20 protein-coding genes and 2 tRNA genes are annotated in these 20,514 nt (G+C 68.0%); 14 read left to right on the top strand and 8 right to left on the bottom strand.

The genetic code is table 11. The annotated features are described in order from the left end of the window. The first annotated feature begins 61 nt into the window (after positions 1-61). From ccmC to ACE3T8_RS11420, 10 genes are all read left to right on the top strand, one after another. The gene (gene ccmC, locus ACE3T8_RS11465; RefSeq protein ID WP_374609330.1) at positions 62-814 is read left to right on the top strand and encodes a heme ABC transporter permease CcmC; all 753 of its coding nucleotides are present in this window, start codon (positions 62-64) and stop codon (positions 812-814) included. Continuing rightward, entirely contained in the window at positions 811-981 is a 171-nt protein-coding gene (gene ccmD, locus ACE3T8_RS11460; RefSeq protein WP_374609329.1) for a heme exporter protein CcmD, read from the top strand. The genes ccmC and ccmD overlap by 4 nt, the downstream gene beginning before the upstream one ends. After that, a complete protein-coding gene (gene ccmE / locus ACE3T8_RS11455; RefSeq protein ID WP_374609328.1) occupies positions 978-1,460 on the top strand; it encodes a cytochrome c maturation protein CcmE in 483 nt (160 codons plus the stop codon). Before ccmD ends, ccmE begins: the two co-directional genes overlap by 4 nt. Then, positions 1,460-3,391 carry a heme lyase CcmF/NrfE family subunit gene (locus tag ACE3T8_RS11450; protein ID WP_374609327.1) on the top strand — a complete coding sequence of 644 codons (1,932 nt, stop codon included), beginning with the start codon at positions 1,460-1,462 and terminating at the stop codon, positions 3,389-3,391. The genes ccmE and ACE3T8_RS11450 overlap by 1 nt, the downstream gene beginning before the upstream one ends. A gap of 221 nt (positions 3,392-3,612) precedes the next feature. Beyond that, positions 3,613-4,152, top strand: a complete 540-nt coding sequence (locus tag ACE3T8_RS11445) for a DsbE family thiol:disulfide interchange protein (RefSeq protein ID WP_374609326.1) — start codon at positions 3,613-3,615, stop codon at positions 4,150-4,152. Further along, positions 4,152-4,592 carry a cytochrome c-type biogenesis protein gene (locus ACE3T8_RS11440; protein WP_374609325.1) on the top strand — a complete coding sequence of 147 codons (441 nt, stop codon included), beginning with the start codon at positions 4,152-4,154 and terminating at the stop codon, positions 4,590-4,592. The genes ACE3T8_RS11445 and ACE3T8_RS11440 overlap by 1 nt, the downstream gene beginning before the upstream one ends. Further along, positions 4,586-5,605 carry a tetratricopeptide repeat protein gene (locus ACE3T8_RS11435; RefSeq protein ID WP_374609324.1) on the top strand — a complete coding sequence of 340 codons (1,020 nt, stop codon included), beginning with the start codon at positions 4,586-4,588 and terminating at the stop codon, positions 5,603-5,605. The genes ACE3T8_RS11440 and ACE3T8_RS11435 overlap by 7 nt, the downstream gene beginning before the upstream one ends. Before the next feature lie 222 nt (positions 5,606-5,827). Continuing rightward, positions 5,828-6,943 (top strand): homoserine O-acetyltransferase, encoded by a 1,116-nt coding sequence (locus ACE3T8_RS11430; protein ID WP_374609323.1) that lies wholly within the window; start codon positions 5,828-5,830, stop codon positions 6,941-6,943. A 53-nt stretch (positions 6,944-6,996) separates the two neighbouring features. After that, complete coding sequence (locus ACE3T8_RS11425; protein WP_374609322.1) at positions 6,997-7,602, top strand: cysteine dioxygenase; 606 nt, start codon at positions 6,997-6,999, stop codon at positions 7,600-7,602. Positions 7,603-7,632: 30 nt separating this feature from the next. Continuing rightward, positions 7,633-7,718: transfer RNA gene (locus tag ACE3T8_RS11420), tRNA-Leu, on the top strand. Positions 7,719-7,789: 71 nt separating this feature from the next. On the opposite strand, the gene ACE3T8_RS11415 is transcribed toward ACE3T8_RS11420, so the two are convergent. Then, positions 7,790-9,514, bottom strand: coding sequence for a hypothetical protein (locus ACE3T8_RS11415; protein ID WP_374609321.1), 1,725 nt, complete (start codon positions 9,512-9,514; stop codon positions 7,790-7,792). Between the two features lie 15 nt (positions 9,515-9,529). Beyond that, complete coding sequence (locus ACE3T8_RS11410) at positions 9,530-10,156, bottom strand: NfuA family Fe-S biogenesis protein (RefSeq protein ID WP_374609320.1); 627 nt, start codon at positions 10,154-10,156, stop codon at positions 9,530-9,532. Between the two features lie 88 nt (positions 10,157-10,244). On the opposite strand from ACE3T8_RS11410, the gene ACE3T8_RS11405 reads away from it, so the two are divergent. Further along, positions 10,245-10,586: a 4a-hydroxytetrahydrobiopterin dehydratase gene (locus tag ACE3T8_RS11405; RefSeq protein ID WP_374609319.1), complete on the top strand. Its 342-nt coding sequence runs from the start codon at positions 10,245-10,247 to the stop codon at positions 10,584-10,586. Positions 10,587-10,637: 51 nt separating this feature from the next. Continuing rightward, positions 10,638-11,144 carry a hypothetical protein gene (locus ACE3T8_RS11400; protein ID WP_374609318.1) on the top strand — a complete coding sequence of 169 codons (507 nt, stop codon included), beginning with the start codon at positions 10,638-10,640 and terminating at the stop codon, positions 11,142-11,144. Positions 11,145-11,156: 12 nt separating this feature from the next. Here ACE3T8_RS11400 and ACE3T8_RS11395 read toward each other — a convergent pair whose 3' ends face one another. Together ACE3T8_RS11395 and ACE3T8_RS11390 are read right to left on the bottom strand one after the other, a co-directional pair. Next, positions 11,157-11,759 (bottom strand): hypothetical protein, encoded by a 603-nt coding sequence (locus ACE3T8_RS11395; RefSeq protein ID WP_374609317.1) that lies wholly within the window; start codon positions 11,757-11,759, stop codon positions 11,157-11,159. After that, positions 11,752-12,732, bottom strand: coding sequence for an RluA family pseudouridine synthase (locus tag ACE3T8_RS11390; RefSeq protein ID WP_374609316.1), 981 nt, complete (start codon positions 12,730-12,732; stop codon positions 11,752-11,754). The genes ACE3T8_RS11395 and ACE3T8_RS11390 overlap by 8 nt, the downstream gene beginning before the upstream one ends. Before the next feature lie 451 nt (positions 12,733-13,183). Here ACE3T8_RS11390 and rne point away from each other — a divergent pair, with 451 nt between their 5' ends. Beyond that, positions 13,184-16,285 (top strand): ribonuclease E, encoded by a 3,102-nt coding sequence (gene rne, locus ACE3T8_RS11385; protein ID WP_374609315.1) that lies wholly within the window; start codon positions 13,184-13,186, stop codon positions 16,283-16,285. Between the two features lie 24 nt (positions 16,286-16,309). Here the strand turns inward: rne and ACE3T8_RS11380 are convergent, their stop codons facing one another. The 3 genes from ACE3T8_RS11380 to ACE3T8_RS11370 all read right to left on the bottom strand — a co-directional run bounded on the left by ACE3T8_RS11380 (position 16,310) and on the right by ACE3T8_RS11370 (position 18,416). After that, positions 16,310-16,963: a response regulator gene (locus ACE3T8_RS11380; protein WP_374609314.1), complete on the bottom strand. Its 654-nt coding sequence runs from the start codon at positions 16,961-16,963 to the stop codon at positions 16,310-16,312. A 116-nt stretch (positions 16,964-17,079) separates the two neighbouring features. Beyond that, positions 17,080-17,169, bottom strand: a tRNA-Ser gene (locus tag ACE3T8_RS11375). 275 nt (positions 17,170-17,444) lie between these two features. Then, complete coding sequence (locus tag ACE3T8_RS11370) at positions 17,445-18,416, bottom strand: LysR family transcriptional regulator (protein ID WP_374609313.1); 972 nt, start codon at positions 18,414-18,416, stop codon at positions 17,445-17,447. Positions 18,417-18,530: 114 nt separating this feature from the next. On the opposite strand from ACE3T8_RS11370, the gene ACE3T8_RS11365 reads away from it, so the two are divergent. Continuing rightward, positions 18,531-19,112 carry an FMN-dependent NADH-azoreductase gene (locus ACE3T8_RS11365; protein WP_374609312.1) on the top strand — a complete coding sequence of 194 codons (582 nt, stop codon included), beginning with the start codon at positions 18,531-18,533 and terminating at the stop codon, positions 19,110-19,112. A gap of 92 nt (positions 19,113-19,204) precedes the next feature. Here the strand turns inward: ACE3T8_RS11365 and serS are convergent, their stop codons facing one another. Next, positions 19,205-20,485 (bottom strand): serine--tRNA ligase, encoded by a 1,281-nt coding sequence (serS, locus tag ACE3T8_RS11360; RefSeq protein ID WP_374609311.1) that lies wholly within the window; start codon positions 20,483-20,485, stop codon positions 19,205-19,207. Positions 20,486-20,514 lie beyond the last annotated feature (29 nt).

Raw genomic sequence — 20,514 nt, 5'->3', positions numbered from 1 at the left:
ATGGGCTGGTATCCTTGCCAATTGCCGCGGCCGCATGTGCGCCGCACCCGCACAGGCCGTGATGTCCCCGCTGATCCGCTGGTTCCACCAACTCGGTTCCCCGCCCACCTTCGATCGTTTCGCCGCCCGGTGGACGCCGTGGGCGTACCTGCTCGGCCTGCTCACGATGGGCATCGGCCTGTACGGCGCGCTGTTCCAGGTGCCGGCGGATTACCAGCAGGGCGACAGCTTCCGCATCCTCTACATCCACGTGCCCAGCGCGTGGATGAGCATGGCGGTGTTCGGGTTGATGGCGTTCTACGCCGCCATCGCGTTGATCTGGCGGATCAAGCTCTGCGAAATCCTGGCGATGGCTTGCGCACCCAGCGGTGCGGCCTTCACCCTGGTCACCCTGGCCACCGGCTCGATCTGGGGCAAGCCGATGTGGGGCACGTGGTGGGATTGGGATCCACGCCTGACCACCGAACTGATCCTGCTGTTCCTCTACCTGGGCGTGATGGGCTTGTACGCCGCCATCGACGACCGCCGCAACGCGGCGCGCACCGCCGGCCTGCTGGCGATCGTCGGCGTCGCCCTGCTGCCGGTGATCCGCTGGTCGGTGGTGTGGTGGAACTCGCTGCACCAGGGCCAGACCATCCGCATGTTCGGCGAATCCTCGATGGACGGCAGCATGATCGCGCCGCTGTGGTGGATGGTGGTCGGCACGCATCTGTGGTTCGTCGGTTCGCTGCTGGCGCGCGCGCGCGCCGACAACCTCCGCCGCGAAGCCGGCAAGGACTGGGTCGGCAAGCTCGCCATGGGTGACGCTCGATGAGCTACCGCGACTACGTCATCGCCGCCTACGCCGTCTTCGCCGTGGTGATGCTGTGGGACTGGCTCGCCCCGAAGCTGCAACTGCGCGCCGCCCTGCGCGCGATCCGCCTGCGCGCCGCCCGCAGAGCCAACCGCGCCCCCGCCGCGAACACGGACCTCGAACGATGAACCCGACCCGCAAGCGCCGCCTGTGGCTGGTGCTGGCCGTGGTGGCTGCGGCCGCCCTCGCCACCACGCTGATCGCGCTGGCCCTCCAGCGCAACGTCGCCTACCTGTACACACCGAACGAAGTGCTGACCGGCCAAGCGGGCGCGAACGTGACCTCGGGCGAAGCACGCTTCCGCCTGGGCGGGATGGTGGCCGCCGACTCGTTCAAGCGCACCTCGGGCACCCTGGAAGCGCGCTTCGAGGTCGATGACGGCGATGCGCGCATGCCCGTCGTCTACACCGGCATCCTGCCCGACCTGTTCCGCGAGAAGCAGGCCGTCGTCGCCACCGGTCGCATGCAGGGCGGCGTGTTCGTCGCCGAAGAAGTGCTGGCCAAGCACGACGAGGCCTATATGCCGAAGGAAGTCGCGGACAAGATGGGCATGGCGCACAAGAAGCACGACGTACCGGACGCGCAAGCCCCGGCGCCGCGCCCCTGATGGCCTTCCTCCCCGAACTCGGCCAGGTCGCGCTGATCCTGGCCTTGCTGGCCGCCATCGCGCAGGCCCTGCTGCCGATGCTCGGTGCGCAACGCGGCGTGGCCTCGCTGATGGCGGTCGCCCGGCCGGCGGCTTACCTGCAACTGGCGCTGGTCGCGCTGGCCTTCGCCATCCTCACCCACGGCTTCATCACCCAGGATTTCTCGCAGCGCTATGTCGCCGAGAACTCCAATTCGCTGCTGCCGATGGTCTACCGCTACACCGCGGTGTGGGGCGCGCATGAAGGCTCGTTGCTGCTGTGGGCGCTGATCCTGGCGGTGTGGACCGCGGCGGTGGCGCGGTTCTCGCGCGCATTGCCGATGCCGGTGGTCGCGCGCGTACTCGGCGTGCTGGGCGTGGTCGCGGTCGGGTTCCTCGCGTTCCTGATCTTCACCAGCAATCCGTTCGAGCGCCTGCTGCCGGCCGCCGTGGAAGGTCGCGACCTCAACCCGCTGCTGCAGGATCCGGGGATGATCATCCATCCGCCGATGCTCTACCTGGGCTACGTCGGGTTCTCGGTGCCGTTCGCGTTCGCGATCGCGGCGTTGCTGGAAGGCCGCGTCGATGCGCAGTGGCTGCGCTGGACGCGACCGTGGACGAATGTCGCGTGGGCGTTCCTGACCGTCGGCATCGCCCTGGGCAGCTGGTGGGCGTACTACGAGCTCGGCTGGGGCGGCTGGTGGTTCTGGGATCCGGTCGAGAACGCCAGCTTCATGCCGTGGCTCGCTGGCACCGCCTTGCTGCATTCGCAGGCGGTGACCGAGAAGCGCGGCAGCTTCGCCGGCTGGACCCTGCTGCTGGCGATCTCGGCGTTTTCGTTGTCGCTGCTCGGCACCTTCCTGGTCCGTTCCGGCGTGCTGACCAGCGTGCATGCGTTCGCCGCCGATCCGTCGCGCGGATTGTTCGTGCTGATCTTCCTGGGCATCGTCATCGGCGGCTCGCTGCTGCTGTATGCGCTGCGCGCACCGGACAACGACGCCAACGCCAAGCCCTTCGCTGCCGGTTCGCGCGAAACCCTGCTGCTGCTCAACAACCTGCTGCTGACCACCACCTGCGCGATGGTCCTGCTCGGCACGCTGTATCCGCTGCTGGCCGACGCACTGGAACTCGGCAAGATCTCGGTCGGCCCGCCCTACTTCGCGATGATGTTCCTGCTGCTGATGGCGCCGCTGGTGCTGTTGCTGCCGTTCGGCCCGCTGACCCGCTGGCAGCGCGAGGACATGGCGATGCCGCTGCGCATGCTGCTGCCGTGGGCGGTGCTGGCGCTGGTGCTGGGCGTGGCCACGTTCTTCCTGGCACCGCAGGGCGGATGGAAAACCGCGGCGGGCATCCTCGGCGCGACGTGGGTCGCCGCGGGGACGCTGCGCTTCCTGTGGTCACGCTGGAGGCTGCCGGGCGCACGCCTGACCCGCGAGATGTGGGGCATGACCCTGGCGCACCTGGGCATCGCGGTGTTCCTGATCGGCGCGCTGCTCGATGACGGCCTGGCCCAGCAACGCGAGGTCGCGGTGAAGCCGGGCGAGTCGGTGGCATTGGGCAAGCAGTGCTTCGTCCTCAAGGGCGTGCAACACATCGATGGCCCGAACTACAGCGCCGAGCGCGGCACCGTTGACGTGCTCCGGCATTGCTCGGACCACATCGCCACCCTGCATCCGGAAAAGCGCAGCTATCGCGGTGGCCAGGTGATGAGCGAAGTCGCGCTCGACCGGGGTTTTACCCGCGATCTCTACGTGGCATTGGGCGAACCGCTGGGCGAAGGTGCCTGGGCCCTGCGCGTGCACGTGAAGCCGTTCGTGCGCTGGATCTGGGCGGGTGCTTTCCTGATGGCGCTGGGTGGGTTGGTGACCGCGACTGATCGCCGCTTCAGGACTGTTCGAAAGGAGTCGATGTGAAAGCTTTAGGTTGGCTCCTCGTAGTCACGGGCATTGTTTTGTTTGCAACTGCGCTGCTTATGGACACTTCTGTAGCAGTTCCTCATAGCAACGTTCGCGTTAACAACTTTGGATTGCTTGCGGATCGTTCAAATCTATTTCTGATCGCCTTTGGCATCGAAATAATCGGCGTATTGATCCTACTGTTGGGCGGCAAAGGTCAACTTGTAGCAAGTGGCTCGTTGAATCGCTGGCTCCCGCTTGCGGTGTTCTTCGTGCTGGCCGCACTGCTCGCCGCCGGCGTGTGGATGAGCCGCAAGCCGGATCGCGATGCATTGCCCTCACCGCTGATCGGCAAGCCGGCGCCGGCGTTCGAGTTGCCGGTGCTGCACGATCCGAAGCACACGGTGCGGCTCGCCGACCTGCGCGGCCAGCCGTTCCTGCTCAATGTCTGGGGCAGCTGGTGCGTGGAATGCCGGGTCGAGCACCCGGTACTCACCCGTTTCGCCGAGACCAAGCGCCTGCGCGTGGTCGGCTACAACTGGAAGGACGAACCGGCCGACGCGCTGCGCTGGCTCGAACAATTCGGCAACCCGTTCTGGCTGGTATTGGCCGATGTCGAAGGCCGCGCGGCCATCGACTGGGGCATCTACGGCGCGCCGGAAACTTTCCTGGTCGATGGCACCGGCATCATCCGCTGGAAGCACGTCGGCGCGCTGACCGAAGACGTCATCGCCGATGAATTGATGCCGGCGCTGCAGCAGGTCGAGGCATCGCGCTGATGCGGCTCGTCCTTGCCCTGTTGCTGTGGCTGGCCGCACTGCCAGCATTCGCGCAGGCCAACCAGAAGGCTGACGCCGCGCCGCTGCAATTCCGCGATGCCGCCGAGGAAACCCGTTTCCATGACCTCGCCGCGGAACTGCGCTGCGTGATGTGCCAGAACCAGTCGCTGGCGGATTCCAACGCGCTGATCGCGCTGGAGCTGCGCCGCGAAGTGCTGGACCTGATCCGTGCCGGCAAGACCGACGCGCAGGTCAAGGATCACCTGGTCCAGCGCTACGGCGAGTTCGTGCTGTACAAGCCGCGGGTCGAAGGCCGCACCTGGTTGCTGTGGCTGGGCCCGGCCCTGATCCTGCTGGCGGGCGCGGCGCTGGTCGTGGCGCTGGTCCGCCGCAAGTCCTCGCAACCCGTTCCGCGCAACGACGAACCCCAGGAGTGGTGATGGCCGTTTTCATCGCGATCGCCGCCCTGCTCTGCCTCGCCACCGTCGCCGTGTTGCTGCGGCCGTTGTGGCGCGATGCACGCGGGGTGGCACTGGGCATGGGCGTGGTGATGCTGGCCTCGACCGGCCTGCTGTACGTGCTGGTCGGCACGCCGCGCGCGCTGGATGGCAACGCGCAGCAAACCCCGAAGACCCTGGGCGATGCGATCGCGCAACTGGAAGCGGAACTGCAGCGCGACCCGCGCCAGGCCGAAGGCTGGCGATTGCTCGGCCAGGCCTACCAGCGCGAAGGCAAGGCCAAGCAATCGCGCGATGCCTTCGCGAAAGCCGTGGCACTGCTGCCCGACAATCCCGACCTGTTGAGCGAAGCGGCGCAGTCGCGTGCGTTGGCGCATCCGCAGCGGTTGTTCGATGCGCAGGCGGTGGACCTGCTGAAGCGCGCCATCGCGACCGAACCCGCGCACCAGCGCGCGCGCTGGTTCCTCGGCATCGCCCAGCGCCAGGCTGGCGACAACGCCACCGCCGCGGCAACCTGGGAACCGTTGCTGGCGCAGGTCGATGCCGCCACTGCCGCCAGCCTGCGCAAGGAAATCGATGCCGCCCGCGCCGATGCGGGCCTGCCAGCACTCGCGGCTGCGCCGGAGGCACCGGCAGCCGAAGCAGGCAACGCACTCGCCGTGCAGGTCACGCTGGATCCCGACTTCGCGGCGCGCGTGCGCCTGCGTGGCGACGCCACCGTGTTCGTGATCGCGCGTGCGCCGGACGGCCCGCCGATGCCGGTCGCCGTAGAGAAGCGCAACGTGTCCGAGCTGCCGTTCACCGTGAGCCTCGACGATGGGGACAGCCCGATGCCCACGCTCAAGCTGTCGCAGCTCAAGGAAGTCGTGCTGATCGCGCGACTGTCTCAGAGCGGCATCGCCAACAAGCAGGACGGCGATATCGAATCGAAGCCGGTGCGGATCGCGTTGCCGATGCAGGAACCGGTGGCGCTTGTCATCGGGGAGGCGGAATAAGCATCGCGGCTTTGCCGCGGGTATCGCGAGCAGGCCATGGGTGAGTCCAAAGGCGCTCTCGCGGCACTGCCGCGTCTTTGGACGAACGCACAGCGCGCCTGCGCTGGGGCCGGGGGAGCTGCAATGCAGCGTGCCTGCGCCCGCGCATCGAAGCCGGATGCGAAGCCCAAGCGGCGCGATACCCGCGGCAGAGCGGCGATGCGCGCCGGATACACTTCACCGATGACCGAATTCATTCCCCCCGGCACCCGTTGGTTCGACCTGCCCTCGCCGTTCCCGATCAAGCGCGGTGGCGCCCTGCATGGCGCGCGCCTGGCCTACGAGACCTGGGGCACGCTGGATGCCCAGCGCGGCAACGCGATCCTGATCGTCACCGGCCTGTCGCCGGACGCTCATGCCGCGGCCAACGCCGGCAATCCCGCGCCGGGCTGGTGGGAATGGATGGTGGGTCCGGGCAAGCCGATCGACACCGACCGCTGGTTCGTTGTCTGCGTGAACTCGCTGGGCAGTTGCAAGGGCTCGACCGGGCCGGCCTCGATCAACCCGGCCACCCGCGACACCTACCGCCTGGACTTCCCGGAGTTGTCGATCGAGGACGGTGCGGATGCCGCGGCCGTCGTGGTGCGTGGGCTTGGCATCGAACGGCTGGCCTGCGTGGTCGGCAATTCGATGGGCGGGATGACCGCACTGGCGTTGCTGCAGCGGCATCCGGGCATCGCCCGTTCGCACGTCAACATCTCGGGGGCGGCGCGCGCGCTGCCGTTCTCGATCGCGATCCGCTCCCTGCAGCGCGAGGCGATCCGCCTCGACCCGCTGTGGAACAACGGCCACTACGGCGACGACGCCTACCCCGAATCCGGCATGCGCATGGCGCGCAAGCTGGGCGTGATCACCTACCGCTCCGCACTGGAATGGGACGGGCGTTTCGGGCGCGTGCGGCTGGAGTCCGATCGCCGCGACGACGAGGATCCGTTCGGCCTGGAGTTCGAGGTGGAAAGCTACCTGGAAGGCCACGCGCGCCGCTTCGTGCGCAGCTTCGATCCGAATTGCTACCTCTACCTGAGCCGCTCGATGGACTGGTTCGACCTGGGGGAAAGCTGCGCCGGTACGACCGCGCAGGGGTTGGCCGGGATCCGCGGCCTGGAACGTGCGTTGGCGATCGGGGTGCAGACCGACATCCTGTTCCCCTTGCAGCAACAGGAAGAAATCGCCGATGGGCTGCGCGCCAGCGGCTGCGACGCCACGTTCCTGCCGCTGCCATCGCCGCAGGGCCACGACGCCTTCCTGGTGGACAGCGAACGCTTCGGCCCGGCGGTACGCGCGTTCCTGTCGCCCTGACCGCCGATCATGCCGCGCAGGCATGACGACATAACCTTTAGTAGACTTCGGGCATGACTTCGTCCTGTTCCGACCTCCAGTTCGTCCCGGTCGAATTCCGCGGCCGCGACAAGTTCATCGCGATGGTCGATGCCGCGGTCGGTGCCGGCGATACGCATGCGGTCACCGCAGCCCTGCGCTCGGCGCTGTGCCAGCTGATCCGCGACCCCGAGGTGCACCTGCCGGACTGCGTGCACGAACCCATCCTGGACCACTACGCGCGCCGCGAGCTGTATCGCAGCGCCGAGCATGGCTATAGCGTGGTGGCGATGACCTGGGGACCGGGACAGGGCACTCCGCTGCACGACCACTCCGGCCTGTGGTGCGTGGAAGGCGTGTGGCATGGCGACCTGGAGATCACCCAGTACGAATTGCTGGAACAGGCCGGCGAACGCAGCCGCTTCCGCGCGGCAGGCGGCATGCATGCCGGCCCCGGCAGCGCCGGCAGCCTGATCCCGCCGCACGAGTATCACACCATCCGCAACACCAGCACCGATGCGGTCGCGGTGTCGCTGCACATCTACCAGGCACCGATGGGCTGCTGCGCCAAGTTCGCCCATCGCGAGGGCGAGTGGTACGCCTGCGAGACCACCCAACTCGCCACCGACAAGGCCGCCTGAGCCGCGCACTGGGCTATACTTCGCGCCCGTGCCGGTGTGGCGGAATGGTAGACGCAGCGGATTCAAAATCCGCCGGCAGCGATGTCGTGGAGGTTCGAGTCCTCTCACCGGTACCAAGATGAAAAGCCACGCAATGCGTGGCTTTTCTGTTTCCGGACTGCGTGCGATCCCGCACGGAACCGTGCGCTCAACCTGCAGGCGGATCCTGCGGCTTCACGCTGCCGTTGTCTTCCTGCAATTGCGGCTTGAACGGGATGTCCGGCGGCGGCCGCGCCATAGCGGGCTGCTCGTTCACGTCATCGCTTACCGGCATGCAGGCACCACCCAGAGCCAACAGTGACACGACGCATTGCAGGCGCCGACTGCTACCGGGAATCGGGATCGACACTTTCTTGATGCCACGCCGCACCCACTCCTCAAGCAAGTTGCCTTGCGGGATCCAATATTGGTCGAAGCGCGTGGCCTTGTATTCCAGCCCTGGTCGCTTCAGCCACGTGCCAGAACGATCCAGGTCGAGGCCGCTGATCTGCGTCCATTCATCCGGCAGACGCAGGCTGCCGTCGTCGTTGTAGAGCCCGGACTTGCCATTGCCGTCCCCGTTGCGGCCATTGCCTGTCCCGGTCCCGGCCACGTTGCGGCTGGAGGCGCCCCAGTCGTCGGTCTTGGCCGTGCCCGGCCAGCCACCGGGTGCCGGCTTGTTGCCAGGACCGGCGCCGGTGCCGGCGGTGGTCACGCCGCGCCCGCCCTTGGTCGCCGCCTTGCTGCCCTGCCCGTTGCCCGCCGCGGCCTTGCCGGCGGATGCCGCATTGCCGCGCTCGCCACCGGCCCCATTCGCCGCAGCGGTGGAACTCGCCGACGTGCCCCTGCCCGGTTGCGTAGCCGGCGTGGGTGCGCCACCGGGCGGCATCGGGATGTCGCGCACTTCGCCGCGCAGGGCCGGCACCTGCACCTGGCGGGTGGCGATATCGGGTGTCGCCCGCGCCGCGACCGCCTGCATCCGTTGCGGCGTGGGTACGTCGAGCGATTGCGGCTGGTTGCGCAATTCCGGCACGCGCAGTTGCGCCTGCCGCTCGCTCGGCTGCAGCGTCCGCACCGGTTGCGGACGCAGGGTGGCGACCTCGTCCACCTGCTCGCGCGGCTGGACCTCGCGCAATTGCACCTCCGGCACCTGCACACTGCGCTCGCGCACCGGCGGCAACTGGAAGGCCGTCGGTTCCGGTGGCCTGGGCGACTCGCTGACCTGCAAGGGCTGCGCGGCTTCCGCCGGCAGTGGAGGCACCACCGCGCGCACCTGCGTGGGCGTTTCCGCCTCGACCGGCATCGGCGGCTGCGCCGGCATCGGCACCTGCGCGATCGCCGCATCGGGACGCCCGCTCGCGGGCGACGGCGTTGCCGCGCGTTGCGCCGGGGCCGCCGCGGTCGGGGCGGAATCCGCGCCCGCATTCGCCAGTGCGCCGCCGCCTTCGGCGACATTGCCCCGGCCGATGAATTCGACCTGCACTGCCTCGTCTTCCTCGTCCAGCTTGTGCGCCAGCGCCAGGTAACCCAGGTACATCAGCCACAGCAGCGCGCCGGCCAGCAGCAGGTGCAGGACCATGTCCAGCACGCGCACGCCGATGCGCAGGTTGCGGTCTTCGCGAAGGTCGGGCTCCCAGTTCTGCTGCCACAGCACGCCGAAGGCCTGCCAGCGGTTCAACCGGCGCGGGCTGCGCGGGATCGCGCGCAAGGGCTTGGCCGCGGCGGCATCGACCAGGCTGGCGACCGCCGCACCCGGCGCATGCGCGTCGACGCGCGGCATGGCATCGAACCAGTCCTGCCAGCCCGACGGGAACTGCCCGGGCGCCTCCGGGCGCAGCGATTTGCGTTGGCGGCGCTGGTTGAGCGCGGCGATGACGTCAGTGGCTGTCGTCACGCGCGGGCGATCCGGTCAGGCCGCGCCGAGCGGCGACGTGCCGGATTCGGATCCCGCGCCGCGCGGGATGAAGGGTGCGTGGCCGGTGTCGTGGTCGGTGGCGTCGCGCACTGCGGTCACCCCCGGCACCTTCTCCATCAGGGTTTTCTCGATGCCCTGCTTGAGGGTGACATCGGCCATGCCGCAGCCGTGGCAACCGCCGCCGAAACGCAGCAGCACGACGCCGTCGGCGGTGACTTCCTGCAGGCTGACGTGGCCGCGATGCTGGGCGAGCTGCGGATTGATCTCCTGCTCGATGGTCCAGCGCACGCGCTCGACGATCGATGCGGCATCGCCGGGTGCCACGCCCTTGATCTTCGGCGCGCGGATCTGCAACTGGCCGCCGGTGGCCATGCTGGTGTAGTCGATCTCGGCGCCATCGAGGAACGGCACGCTGGGCGCATCCAGCCAGAGGGTGAACCCCTCGCAGTCGATCGCCCATTCGTCGCCGCTGAGGTCTTCGCTGCCGGCGAATTCCAGCCGCACGTCGGCGCGCGGGGTGCCCGGGTCGCGTGCGGAAAGACGCACGCCCAGGCCGGGCGCGGATTCGCGTTCGATGAGTTTGCGGAAGTGCGCCTGTGCGGCTTCGGAAATGAGGATCATGCCGGTATTCTAACGATGCCGTCGCGATGCGCATCCCTTGCGCGCCGGCGTGCCGACATTCCCGGTTCATTCCCGAAAGGACATCGCCATGGCCGACCTGATCCCGCTCGCACGGGCGCACTGCCTGCCGCGCCACGGCCACGAGCACCGGCTGACCGATGCGAGCATCCGCGAGCTGATGCCGCAGTTGCCGGGCTGGGAACTGACCGAGCAGGGGCGCGCGCTGAGCCGCACGTTCGCGTTCCCTGACTATTACCGGACGATGTCCTTCGTCAACGCGCTGGCGCATGTCGCCAATGCGGAGAACCACCACCCCGACCTCTCGGTGCACTACGACCGCTGCGTGGTGCGCTGGTCCACCCACGATGTCGGCGGCCTGTCCGAGAACGACTTTATCTGCGCCGCCAAGGCCGACGCGCTCGCCGGCTGACACGCCGCGCTGCGCTGTCCTGCGGCATCGGCGCGCTGCGTTGGTGCAGGGATGGACCATCGACCGAACGCCACCACCCGACCCGCGCCCTGGATGTATCGGGGCAAACCCGTGCACCGGGTCATCCTGCTCTGGGTAGCCCTGGCTGCGGCCACGTTCTGCGCACTGCAGGTCGGCTGGCGGGTCTGGCTGCTGGATGCCGGCGAGCCGGTCATCGGCGAGGTCACGGTGGCCGCCGACAGCTGCCGCACCCGCCATCGCGCCAACTGTTTCCTGGGCCGTGCGGTGGTCAACCCGCGCATGCAGGCGCATCGCTTCAAGACCAGCAAGATCCCCGGCGGCCGCTTCTACGACGTGGGCGAAGAACTCCCGATGCGGGTCCATCCGCACACGCGGATGTACCTGGCCGCGGTGTACACGCCGGTGAACTGGCTGCTGGGGCCCGGGCGCAGCGCCGCAGTCGCACTGCTCTTGCTGTTCGCGGCATTGATGCCGGCGCGTCGCAAGGCCCTGTGGATCGTGCCGGTGCTGGTCGCGATGTTCCTTGTGCTGGGCTGAGCGCGACGCAGGTCAATCCGGATTCACGCGATGCAGCCGCCGCACCGCATCGAACGCGACCGGGTCGATGGCCGCCTTGCGCCGCAGGATCGCCAGCGAATCGCAGCTGCCCAGCCAGTCGGTGAAGGCCAGCACAGGGTGATAGTGGGTCCTGTTCCAGAAATCGTGGAACAGCAGGATCGCGTGCGGCCGGGCGCGGGCCAGCGCTTCCAGCGCACAGGCCACGCGGAAGCGGCCGTCGACCAGCACCAGGTCGGCCTCGATGGCCGCGGCATCGTCCCAGACCGCCTGGTAATACCGCGGCCACGCGGACTGCGCCGATCGGTCGACGGGAAACCCGTAGCCGCCCACCGGCCCTACATCGGCCGCCAGCAGGTGCAAGCGCCCCGACCGTTCGGCACTGGCGACCTCGGCATTGGCGCGCAGCCGCTCGATCCAGGCAGGGTCGCTCTCCACCGACCAGATCCGCCGCAGCGAGGGACTGCGCACGGCCAGCAGGGTGCTGCCACCGCTGCCGAACTCGACCAGGCTGCTTGCCTTGGAGAAGCATTCGCGGAGCACGCCGATCTCCGCATCGCTCATCTCAGGTCGCAGGTCGGCGGCATGCTCAGCCATGGAGGCGATCCAGCACGGCCACCAGGTCCGGGGCCAGTGGCGCGTTCAACAGGTAGGGCTGCTTGCCACCATCCAGCGCGAACTCGAGGGTGGAAGCATGCAGGAACAGACGCCTCAGGCCGGCCTGCTCGCGCAGCTTGCGGTTGGCGGCCTCGTCGCCGTATTTGTCGTCGCCGGCGACCGGGTGGCCGATGTGCTTCGCGTGGACGCGGATCTGGTGGGTGCGACCGGTCTCGATGCGGACCTCGCAATAGCTCTGCCCGCTGCAGCGCTCCAGCAAGCGGAAATGGCTGAGCGAGGGCTTGCCGCGGAAATTCACCTGTACATGCCGCTCCCCGCCCTGGCGCAGGCCGACATGCAGGGGCGCGTCCACCGACATCGTCCCGTCCGGCATCCGCCCGCTGAGCAAGGCCAGGTAACGCTTGGTGATGCCGGCACCGTGGTCCTCGCGCAGCAGGGCCTGCAGCTCGACCAGTGCCGAGCGCTTCTTGGCCACGATCAGCAGGCCGGACGTGTCCCGGTCCAGCCGGTGGACCAGTTCCAGCGATTCACGGGGACGCAGCGCGCGCAGGGACTCGATCGCCCCGTGGCTGATGCCGCTGCCGCCGTGGCTGGCCAGCCCGCTGGGCTTGTTCAGGGCCAGCAGGCGCGCATCCTCGAACACGATCGCAGCCTCCAGCGCATCCAGCAGCCCCTTCGGCGGAGGCGATTTGTCGCCATCGCCTTCGATATTGAGGCGAACCGGCGGAATCCTGACCTCATCCCCCGCTTCCAGCCTGCGTTCGGCCTTGCAGCGGCCACCATTGACCCGAACTTGCCCCGATCGCAGCAACTTGTAGACCAGGCTGCGCGGGGCCCCTTTCAGGTAGCCGAGCAGGAAATTGTCGATGCGCTGCCCGTCGCGGTCTTCGGCGATGCGCACGGTCCTTGCGCCGGTGCCTTGCGAGGGGAGGTCCGGCTGTGTCGTGGTCATGTGATCTGCTACACTCGGCGGGCGTTGCAAGGGTTTGATTTCGCAGGAAGTGTCAGCTCCCAAAGAGCCTCCGGCCGAAAGCCGGCCTTCCCGTGAGCCCCGCCGCAGTGTCGTTGCCACCGCCCACGGGGCGGCCATGTTAACGGCTGCGCGGCAAGCCCGCCCATCGCCGGCCATGCCGTGACGCCACTTGCTGAACAACGTCCCGTGCGACGCGCCCTGCCCTCACCGGCGTGCGGCGGCGGTCGCCGGCCCTGCAACACGAACAAGGAACAAGCGCTCCCGCGGTTCGCCGTGGTGTCGTAGCGCTGGACCACTTGGAGCGACGCGGCGCGCATGCGCTGCCACGGCGCTTGCGGTATCCAGAGGCAAAACGCCGCAGGCGTTCCGCGCAATGCGAGCAGGGGCGAGCCATCGCCCATGCACGCCGAGAGCGCGCGAGGAACGCACAATGAAGCGAATGCTGATCAATGCCACCCAGGCGGAAGAACTGCGGGTGGCCATCGTGGACGGCCAGAACCTGTACGACATCGACATCGAACAGCCGTCCAAGGAAAACAAGAAGTCCAACATCTACAAGGGCCGGATCACCCGGCTCGAGCCGTCCCTCGAGGCGGCCTTCGTCGAGTACGGCGCGGAACGCCACGGCTTCCTGCCGATGAAGGAAATCTCCCGCGACTACTTCCAGGCCGGGGTCGACCCCAACAAGGGCACGATCCGCGAGCTGCTGCGCGAGGGCCAGGAAGTCGTGGTCCAGGTCGACAAGGAAGAGCGCGGCAACAAGGGCGCCGCCCTGACCACGTTCATCTCGCTGGCCGGCCGCTACATGGTGCTGATGCCGAACTCGCCCACCGCCGGCGGCGTGTCGCGCCGGATCGAGGGCGACGACCGCGCCGAGCTGAAGAAGGCGATGGATGCCCTGAACATCCCCGACGACATGGGGGTGATCATCCGCACCGCCGGCGTCGGCCGCGATGCCGAGGAACTGCAGTGGGACCTCGATTACCTGCTGAGCATCTGGCGGGCGATCGCCGAGGCCGCGCTGAGCAAGCCGTCGCCGTTCCTGATCTACCAGGAGTCGCGCCTGATCGTGCGCGCCCTGCGCGACTACATGCGCAGCGACATCGGCGAGATCCTGGTCGACACGCCCGAGATGTACCGCGAGGCGCTGGACTTCGTCGAACAGGTGATGCCGCACAACAAGCGCAAGCTCAAGCACTACACCGACGACACCCCGCTGTTCAACCGCTTCCAGATCGAATCGCAGATCGAGTCCGCCTATGAGCGCACCGTGCGCCTGCCCTCCGGCGGCGCGCTGGTGATCGACCAGACCGAGGCGCTGACCGCGATCGACGTGAACTCGGCGCGCGCCACCAAGGGCGGCGACATCGAGGAAACCGCGTTCAACACCAACCTGGAGGCGGCCGAGGAAGTGGCCCGCCAGCTGCGCCTGCGCGACCTCGGCGGGCTGGTGGTGATCGACTTCATCGACATGTCCAGCAACAAGCACCAGCGGGACGTCGAGAACAAGCTGCAGAACGCGCTCAAGTACGACCGCGCGCGTGTGCAGATCGGCCGCATCAGCCGCTTCGGCCTGCTCGAGATGAGCCGCCAGCGCCTGCGCAACAGCCTGGGCGAAGCCAGCCAGATCGTCTGCCCGACCTGCGAGGGCCACGGCCGCATGCGCAGCGTGGAATCGCTGGCGCTGTCGATCATCCGCGTCGCCGAAGAGCATGCGATGAAGGACAACACCGGCCAGGTGCTGGTGCAGGTGCCGGTGGAAATCGCCAACTTCCTGCTCAACGAGAAGCGCAGCGCGCTGCGCGAGATCGAGCAACGCCACGACGCGCCGATCGTGATCGTGGCCGACGAGCAGTTGCATACCCCGCACTACGAAGTCACGCGCATCCGTGAAAACGAGATGGGCGAAGAGACCGCGAAGCCCAGCTACCAGCGCGGCACCCCGCGCAAGCTCAACACGATCGCGCTGAGCAAGGCGCAGCTCAACATCCCGCCGGCACCGGCGGTGACCAAGGTCAGCCCGGCCCAGCCGGCACCGCTGCGCGAACCCAAGCCGATGCCGGCGGAAGCGCAGCAGCCCGCGCCCATACCGGCCGCGCAAGTGGCCGCACCGCAGCAGGTGCAAACCGGCACCGGCGTGATCGGCTGGTTGCGCGGCCTGTTCGCCGGTACGCCCGCTCCCGCGCCGGAGCCGGTCAAGGCCGAGCCGCAGGGTGGCCGTCGCGAGGAGCGCGGCAACCGCGGCCGCAATGACCGCGATGGCCGCGGCAACCGCGATTCCCGTCGCGAGGAGCGGGGCAACCGCGATGACAACCGCCGCAATGCGCAGGGCGAGAACCGCGGCAACAAGCCGCAGGGCGAGCAGAAGCAGGCACAGCCGCAGTCACAACAGAAGCAGCGCAACGACAAGCAGCCGCAGCCGCCCAGGCAGGACAAGCCGCAAGCCCAGCCGCAGCAGGACAAGCAGCCGAAGCAGCCGCAGCAGCAGAAGCCGCAGGGCGACAAGCAGCCGCAGCCGCCCAGGCAGGACAGGCAGCAGGCACCTAAGCCGATCGTGGCCGAGGTCGATGCCGAGATCGTCGCAGCGCCCGTGGCTGTCGCCGTGCCGGCGATGAGCGCGGCGGCACCGGATCTGGCCGCGCAGGACGAAGTCGCCCTGGCCACGACCAGCGTCGGTGCATCGCAGGACGAAGGCCAGGCGGCCGACGATGCCAACGGCGAAGCCGGCGGCAAGCGTCGTCGCGGCCGTCGTGGTGGTCGTCGTCGTCGTCGCGGCGCCGGTGAAGCCGGTGGCGTGGCCGATGACGGTTTGCTCGACCAGGACGGCAGCGCGGACGAGGCCCTGGGCGTCGACGGCGCGCAGCCCGAGTTCGACTTCGACGACATCGCACCGGCGGCACCGCAACCACCCGTCGTCGCGGATGAAAGCGCCAACGTGCCCTCGCCCGCCGTCGCCGCTGTGGCCGCCATCGCGGCTGCCCCCGTGGTCGAGGATGTCGTTGCAGCGCCCGACGTGGTGCCGGTGGCAGAGGCCGTCGCCGTTGTTGTACCCGTCGAAAACACGGCCACCGCCGAAGAACAGGCTGCGCCGGTCGCGCGCGCCGAACCGGAATCCGAAGCCCTGATCGTGGAGAGCGCCAGCTTCGACGCCACGACCACCGCGCCCGCAGCGATCATCACCGCGACCGAGACCAGCGTCGAGGCGATGGCCGACGTGGTGCCACCGGTCGACGAGACCACTGCCACGGCAGCCGTCGAAGTGGCGCTCGAACCGACGCCGGTTGCCAGCGCGACAGCGGACGCACCTGCCGCGGTCGAGGCTGCGAATGTCGAAGCGACCATCGAACACCCGGTATCCGACGTCGTTGCCGACGAGCCTGTCGTCGCCGCGGCCGAGGCCATTCAAGCGGACGACGAGGCGGCACGCCGCGCCGAACAACTGCGCGGCCTGTTCCAGACCGCCCGCCACGATGCCGCCAATGCACCTGCGGCACAGGACGGTGCCGCAGCCGAGGTCAACCGCGGCACCTGATGCCGCCGCGATCCGCGCGCGCCGTCAGTGCACGGCGTGCGCGGGATCGACCAGTCCGTACTGGCTGACAAGCCGCGCCAGCGCAATGCTGTCGCGGATGCCCAGTTTCTCGAACAGCCGCGACTTGTGCGTATTGATGGTCTTCGCGCTCAGGCTCAAGCGCCTGGCGATGGCCTCCTGGCGCATGCCCTGGTTCAGCAGCAGGGCGACTTCCATCTCGCGCGGCGTCAGCATGTCGAACGGCGAGGCGGCATCGCGGGTCATTCCCGACAGCGCGATGCCCTGGGCGATGGCGCTCGCGAGGTATTTCTTGCCGCGCGCCACGTCGCGCACCGCACGCAGCAGTTCGGCCGCATCGCAGGCCTTGCCGAGGTAGCCGGACGCCCCCGCCTCCAGCAAGCGCCGCGGCAACGGCCCGTCCTCCAGCACGGACAGTGCGATGACCTTGCAGCCGTAGTCCCCGCGCACGATGCGCTCGGTCACTTCCAGCCCGCTGATGCCGGGCAGGTTGAGGTCGCACAGGACCACGTCGGGCTTGAGCTTGCGGATCTGCGGCAGCGCTTCCTCGCCGCTTTCGGCCTCGCCGAGCACCTCGATGTCGACTTCGCGACCCAGGATCAGGCGGAAGCCGGTGCGCACCAGCGCATGGTCGTCGACGATGAAAACCTTGATGCTCATGGCCCGCTCCCCGGTTCGATGGGGACACGCTACCGAGCCCGCGCGCCCCATTCCAGCAGCGTATGCCGCGGCGACGAGTAGGAAAAGCCCTACCCGTATGCCAATACGTCGAGATGTGGCGGAGAGAGTGGGATTCGAACCCACGGTAGGCTCGCACCTACGGCAGTTTTCAAGACTGCTGCCTTAAACCGCTCGGCCATCTCTCCGAATTTTTCGACACGCGCCCTAGCGCGGTTTTACTCGGCGCATCCTGCGCCTCGCCCTTCGGGCCAGCAGCTGCGCTGCTGTTCGCTCCGGCGTCCTGCCTTCGCGAGCAAGACCGCTGCCTTAAACCACTCGGCCACACTTCCGTAGTGCAATTGTCGCACGCGCTTTGAGTTCGACAAATCGGCATGGAATGCCGATTTGGACAGCCGTAGGCTGCCCGCGCAGCGGGTGAGGGCCATGGATGGCCCGAATCTATCTCACCGCTTCCGCCACATCACGCTTTCTTCGAGCCCTGCTTGGCCTTCGCCTTGAGGCAGGCCGGGTCGCTGCATTCCAGGCGCGCGGCCTCGAGCAAACCGGGCAGGCGCTCGGCGAGGAAGTCGATGAACACCCGCACCGCCGGCAGCAGGCCGCGGCGGGAGGCGAACACCGCATGGGCGATGCCCTGCGGAAGGCGCCAGTCCGGCAACACCACTTCGAGGTCGCCGCGGCGCACTGCGTCGGCGCACACGGTTTCCGGCAGCAAGGTGATGCCGATCCCGCCTTCGGCCATCGCCTGCATCATCGGGAAATCGAAGCCGGTGATGCGCGGCTGCAGGTCGATGCGGCGCACTTCGCCGTCTGGGCCATGCAGTTCCCAACGCTGGCGGGCTTCGTCCTCGCTGATGCTGAGGGTGACGTGCTCCGAGAGTTGCTCCGGCGACGTCGGCCGGCCGGCACGATCAAGATACTTCGGACTGGCGACCAGCAGTTCCTGGATCTGGCCGAAGCTGCGCATCACCAGGCTGCCGTCGTCGTCGAGCTTGGCACGCACGCGCAGGGCGACATCGACGCCCTCATTGATCACGTCCACGCGGCGGTTGCCGACGATCAATTGCACGCGCACCTTCGGGTACAGCGCCATGAATTCAGGCAGCAGTTTCGGGAATTGCTGCTGCGCCATCGACACCGGCACGCTGACCCGGATGGTGCCGCGCGGCTCCGCACTCAGGCGGTCCACTGCCTCGCGGGCGGCCTGCGCCTCGGCCAGCATCGACTGCGCATGGCGATGCACGCTGGTGCCGACGTCGGTCACCGCGAACCGGCGCGTCGAGCGTTGCAGCAGGCGCACGCCGAGTTCGGTTTCCAGAGCGCTGATGCGCCGGCTCAGGCGCGACTTGGGAATGCCGAGCGCGCGTTCCGCTGCGGCGAAACCACCATGGTCCACGACGGCGGCGAAATAATAGAGATCGTTGAGATCCTGCATGGCGATAATTCCGAATATGGAACGTATCGTGATATTCAACTGTCTTTATTCCGAAAATGCAACATAGGAGCATGCCCTCCAACGCGGCGCTGCCGCACCCGATGGAGCATCACCATGAAACTCCTGCACCTCGACTCGAGCATCCTTGGCCAGCACTCGGCCAGCCGCGAACTGGGCGCGGCGATCGTTGCCCGCTGGCAACGCGACGTGCGCGGTATCGAGGTCACCTACCGCGACCTCGCCGCGAATCCGCTGCCGCACCTGAGCGGTGGATCGCTCGCACAGGCCAATGCCGACGAAGCCGCGACAGCCGCCGCGGTCATGGATGAATTCCTGTCCGCCGACGTGATCGTGGTCGGTGCCCCGATGTACAACTTCGGCATTCCCAGCCAGCTCAAGGCCTGGATCGATCGCGTCGCCGTGGCCGGCAAGACCTTCCGCTATACCGCCGATGGCCCGCAAGGGCTGGCCGGCGGCAAGCAGGTGATCGTGGCCGCGACCTACGGCGGCAAGCATCCGGTCGAGAGCGGCCGCAACTTCGTCGAGCCCTATCTGGGCCAGGTCTTCGCGTTCCTCGGCATCGACGATGTCGAATTCGTCAGCGCCGACGGACTGTCGGTCTCGCCGGAGCAACGGGTGACGTCGATCTCGGCCGCACGTGCCCGCATCGATGTCGCGCTCCCGCTCGCAGCCTGATCGAACATCGCTTTCGCGTTCCTCCCTCCCCTCCCCGGAACGCAACGGGCCCGCACTGCGGGCCCGTCTTTTTATCGCGATTGCCGGAACGGTCAGGCGATGCGTTCGAGTCCGCCCATGTACGGGCGCAACGCGTCCGGCACGTCGATGCTGCCGTCGGCGTTCTGGTAGTTCTCCATCACCGCGATCAGCGCGCGGCCGATCGCCACGCCGGAACCGTTCAAGGTGTGCACCGGCTCGGGTTTTCCGCTCGCCGGGTTGCGCCAACGCGCCTGCATCCGCCGCGCCTGGAAATCGCCGCAATTGGAGCAGGAGCTGATCTCGCGATAGGTCGCCTGCGACGGCAACCAGACTTCCAGGTCATACGTCTTGGTCGCACCGAAGCCCATGTCGCCGGTGCACAGCAGCACCTTGCGATACGGCAGGCCCAGCGTTTCCAGCACGACTTCCGCGCAACGGGTCATGCGTTCGTGCTCGGCATCCGACTCGTCCGGCCTGGCGACGCTGACCAGCTCCACTTTCTCGAACTGGTGCTGGCGGATGAAGCCGCGGGTATCGCGACCGGCGCTGCCGGCCTCCGAGCGGAAGCACATCGAATGCGCGGTCATCCGCAACGGCAGGCGCTCCGCTTCCAGGATCTCGTCGCGGACGATGTTGGTCAGCGGCACTTCCGAGGTCGGGATCAGGTAGCGCCTGTGTTCGCCGAGCTGGGTGGAGAACAGGTCTTCCTCGAACTTCGGCAACTGGCCGGTGCCGCGCATGGCCTCGGCATTCACGATGACTGGCACGTTGGTTTCTTCGTAACCGTGCGTGCCGGCGTGCAGGTCGAGCATGAACTGCGCAAGCGCACGATGCATCCGCGCCAGCTGGCCGCGCAGCACGGTGAAGCGCGCGCCGCTCAGCTTGGCGCCGGCGTCGCCATCCAGCCAGCCGTTGCGCGCGCCGAGTTCGACGTGATCCTTCACCTCGAAATCGAAGGTCCTTGGCTTACCCCAGGTTTTCTGCTCGACGTTGCCGGTTTCGTCGCCGCCCAGTGGCACCGACGCATCCGGAATGTTGGGAATGCCCAGCGCGATGGCTTCGATCTGGCCGCGCAGCTCGTCGAGTTCGACCTCGGACGCCTTCAGCTCGTCGCCGAACGCCGCGACTTCGGCCATCACCGCGGACACGTCCTCGCCCTTGGCCTTGAGCATGCCGATCTGCTTGCTGCGCGTGTTGCGCAGGTTCTGCAGCTCCTGGGTGCGCACCTGCAACTGCTTGCGGCGCGCTTCCAGCGACTCGAGGTGGCCGACGTCCAGCTCGAAGCCGCGGGTGGTGCGCAGGCGTTCGGCGAGTTCGGCGGGATTGGCACGCAGCAGGGCGGGATCGAGCATCGCGAAGGGACTTCCGTGGGCGAACGCAC

The organism is Thermomonas sp. (assembly GCF_041919455.1).
In the GTDB taxonomy this organism is placed as follows: Bacteria; Pseudomonadota; Gammaproteobacteria; order Xanthomonadales; family Xanthomonadaceae; genus Thermomonas.
This window is presented reverse-complemented; position numbering and strand designations above follow the sequence as displayed.

What these genes read in the sequence shown, in the direction of transcription:
- ccmC (WP_374609330.1), top strand. Translation starts at nt 62, where the DNA reads ATGTCCCCGCTGATCCGCTGGTTCCACCAACTCGGTTCCCCGCCCACC.
- ccmD (WP_374609329.1), top strand. Translation starts at nt 811, where the DNA reads ATGAGCTACCGCGACTACGTCATCGCCGCCTACGCCGTCTTCGCCGTG.
- ccmE (WP_374609328.1), top strand. Translation starts at nt 978, where the DNA reads ATGAACCCGACCCGCAAGCGCCGCCTGTGGCTGGTGCTGGCCGTGGTG.
- ACE3T8_RS11450 (WP_374609327.1), top strand. Translation starts at nt 1,460, where the DNA reads ATGGCCTTCCTCCCCGAACTCGGCCAGGTCGCGCTGATCCTGGCCTTG.
- ACE3T8_RS11440 (WP_374609325.1), top strand. Translation starts at nt 4,152, where the DNA reads ATGCGGCTCGTCCTTGCCCTGTTGCTGTGGCTGGCCGCACTGCCAGCA.
- ACE3T8_RS11430 (WP_374609323.1), top strand. Translation starts at nt 5,828, where the DNA reads ATGACCGAATTCATTCCCCCCGGCACCCGTTGGTTCGACCTGCCCTCG.
- ACE3T8_RS11425 (WP_374609322.1), top strand. Translation starts at nt 6,997, where the DNA reads ATGACTTCGTCCTGTTCCGACCTCCAGTTCGTCCCGGTCGAATTCCGC.
- ACE3T8_RS11410 (WP_374609320.1), bottom strand. Translation starts at nt 10,156, where the DNA reads ATGATCCTCATTTCCGAAGCCGCACAGGCGCACTTCCGCAAACTCATC.
- ACE3T8_RS11405 (WP_374609319.1), top strand. Translation starts at nt 10,245, where the DNA reads ATGGCCGACCTGATCCCGCTCGCACGGGCGCACTGCCTGCCGCGCCAC.
- ACE3T8_RS11400 (WP_374609318.1), top strand. Translation starts at nt 10,638, where the DNA reads ATGGACCATCGACCGAACGCCACCACCCGACCCGCGCCCTGGATGTAT.
- ACE3T8_RS11395 (WP_374609317.1), bottom strand. Translation starts at nt 11,759, where the DNA reads ATGGCTGAGCATGCCGCCGACCTGCGACCTGAGATGAGCGATGCGGAG.
- ACE3T8_RS11390 (WP_374609316.1), bottom strand. Translation starts at nt 12,732, where the DNA reads ATGACCACGACACAGCCGGACCTCCCCTCGCAAGGCACCGGCGCAAGG.
- rne (WP_374609315.1), top strand. Translation starts at nt 13,184, where the DNA reads ATGAAGCGAATGCTGATCAATGCCACCCAGGCGGAAGAACTGCGGGTG.
- ACE3T8_RS11380 (WP_374609314.1), bottom strand. Translation starts at nt 16,963, where the DNA reads ATGAGCATCAAGGTTTTCATCGTCGACGACCATGCGCTGGTGCGCACC.
- ACE3T8_RS11370 (WP_374609313.1), bottom strand. Translation starts at nt 18,416, where the DNA reads ATGCAGGATCTCAACGATCTCTATTATTTCGCCGCCGTCGTGGACCAT.
- ACE3T8_RS11365 (WP_374609312.1), top strand. Translation starts at nt 18,531, where the DNA reads ATGAAACTCCTGCACCTCGACTCGAGCATCCTTGGCCAGCACTCGGCC.
- serS (WP_374609311.1), bottom strand. Translation starts at nt 20,485, where the DNA reads ATGCTCGATCCCGCCCTGCTGCGTGCCAATCCCGCCGAACTCGCCGAA.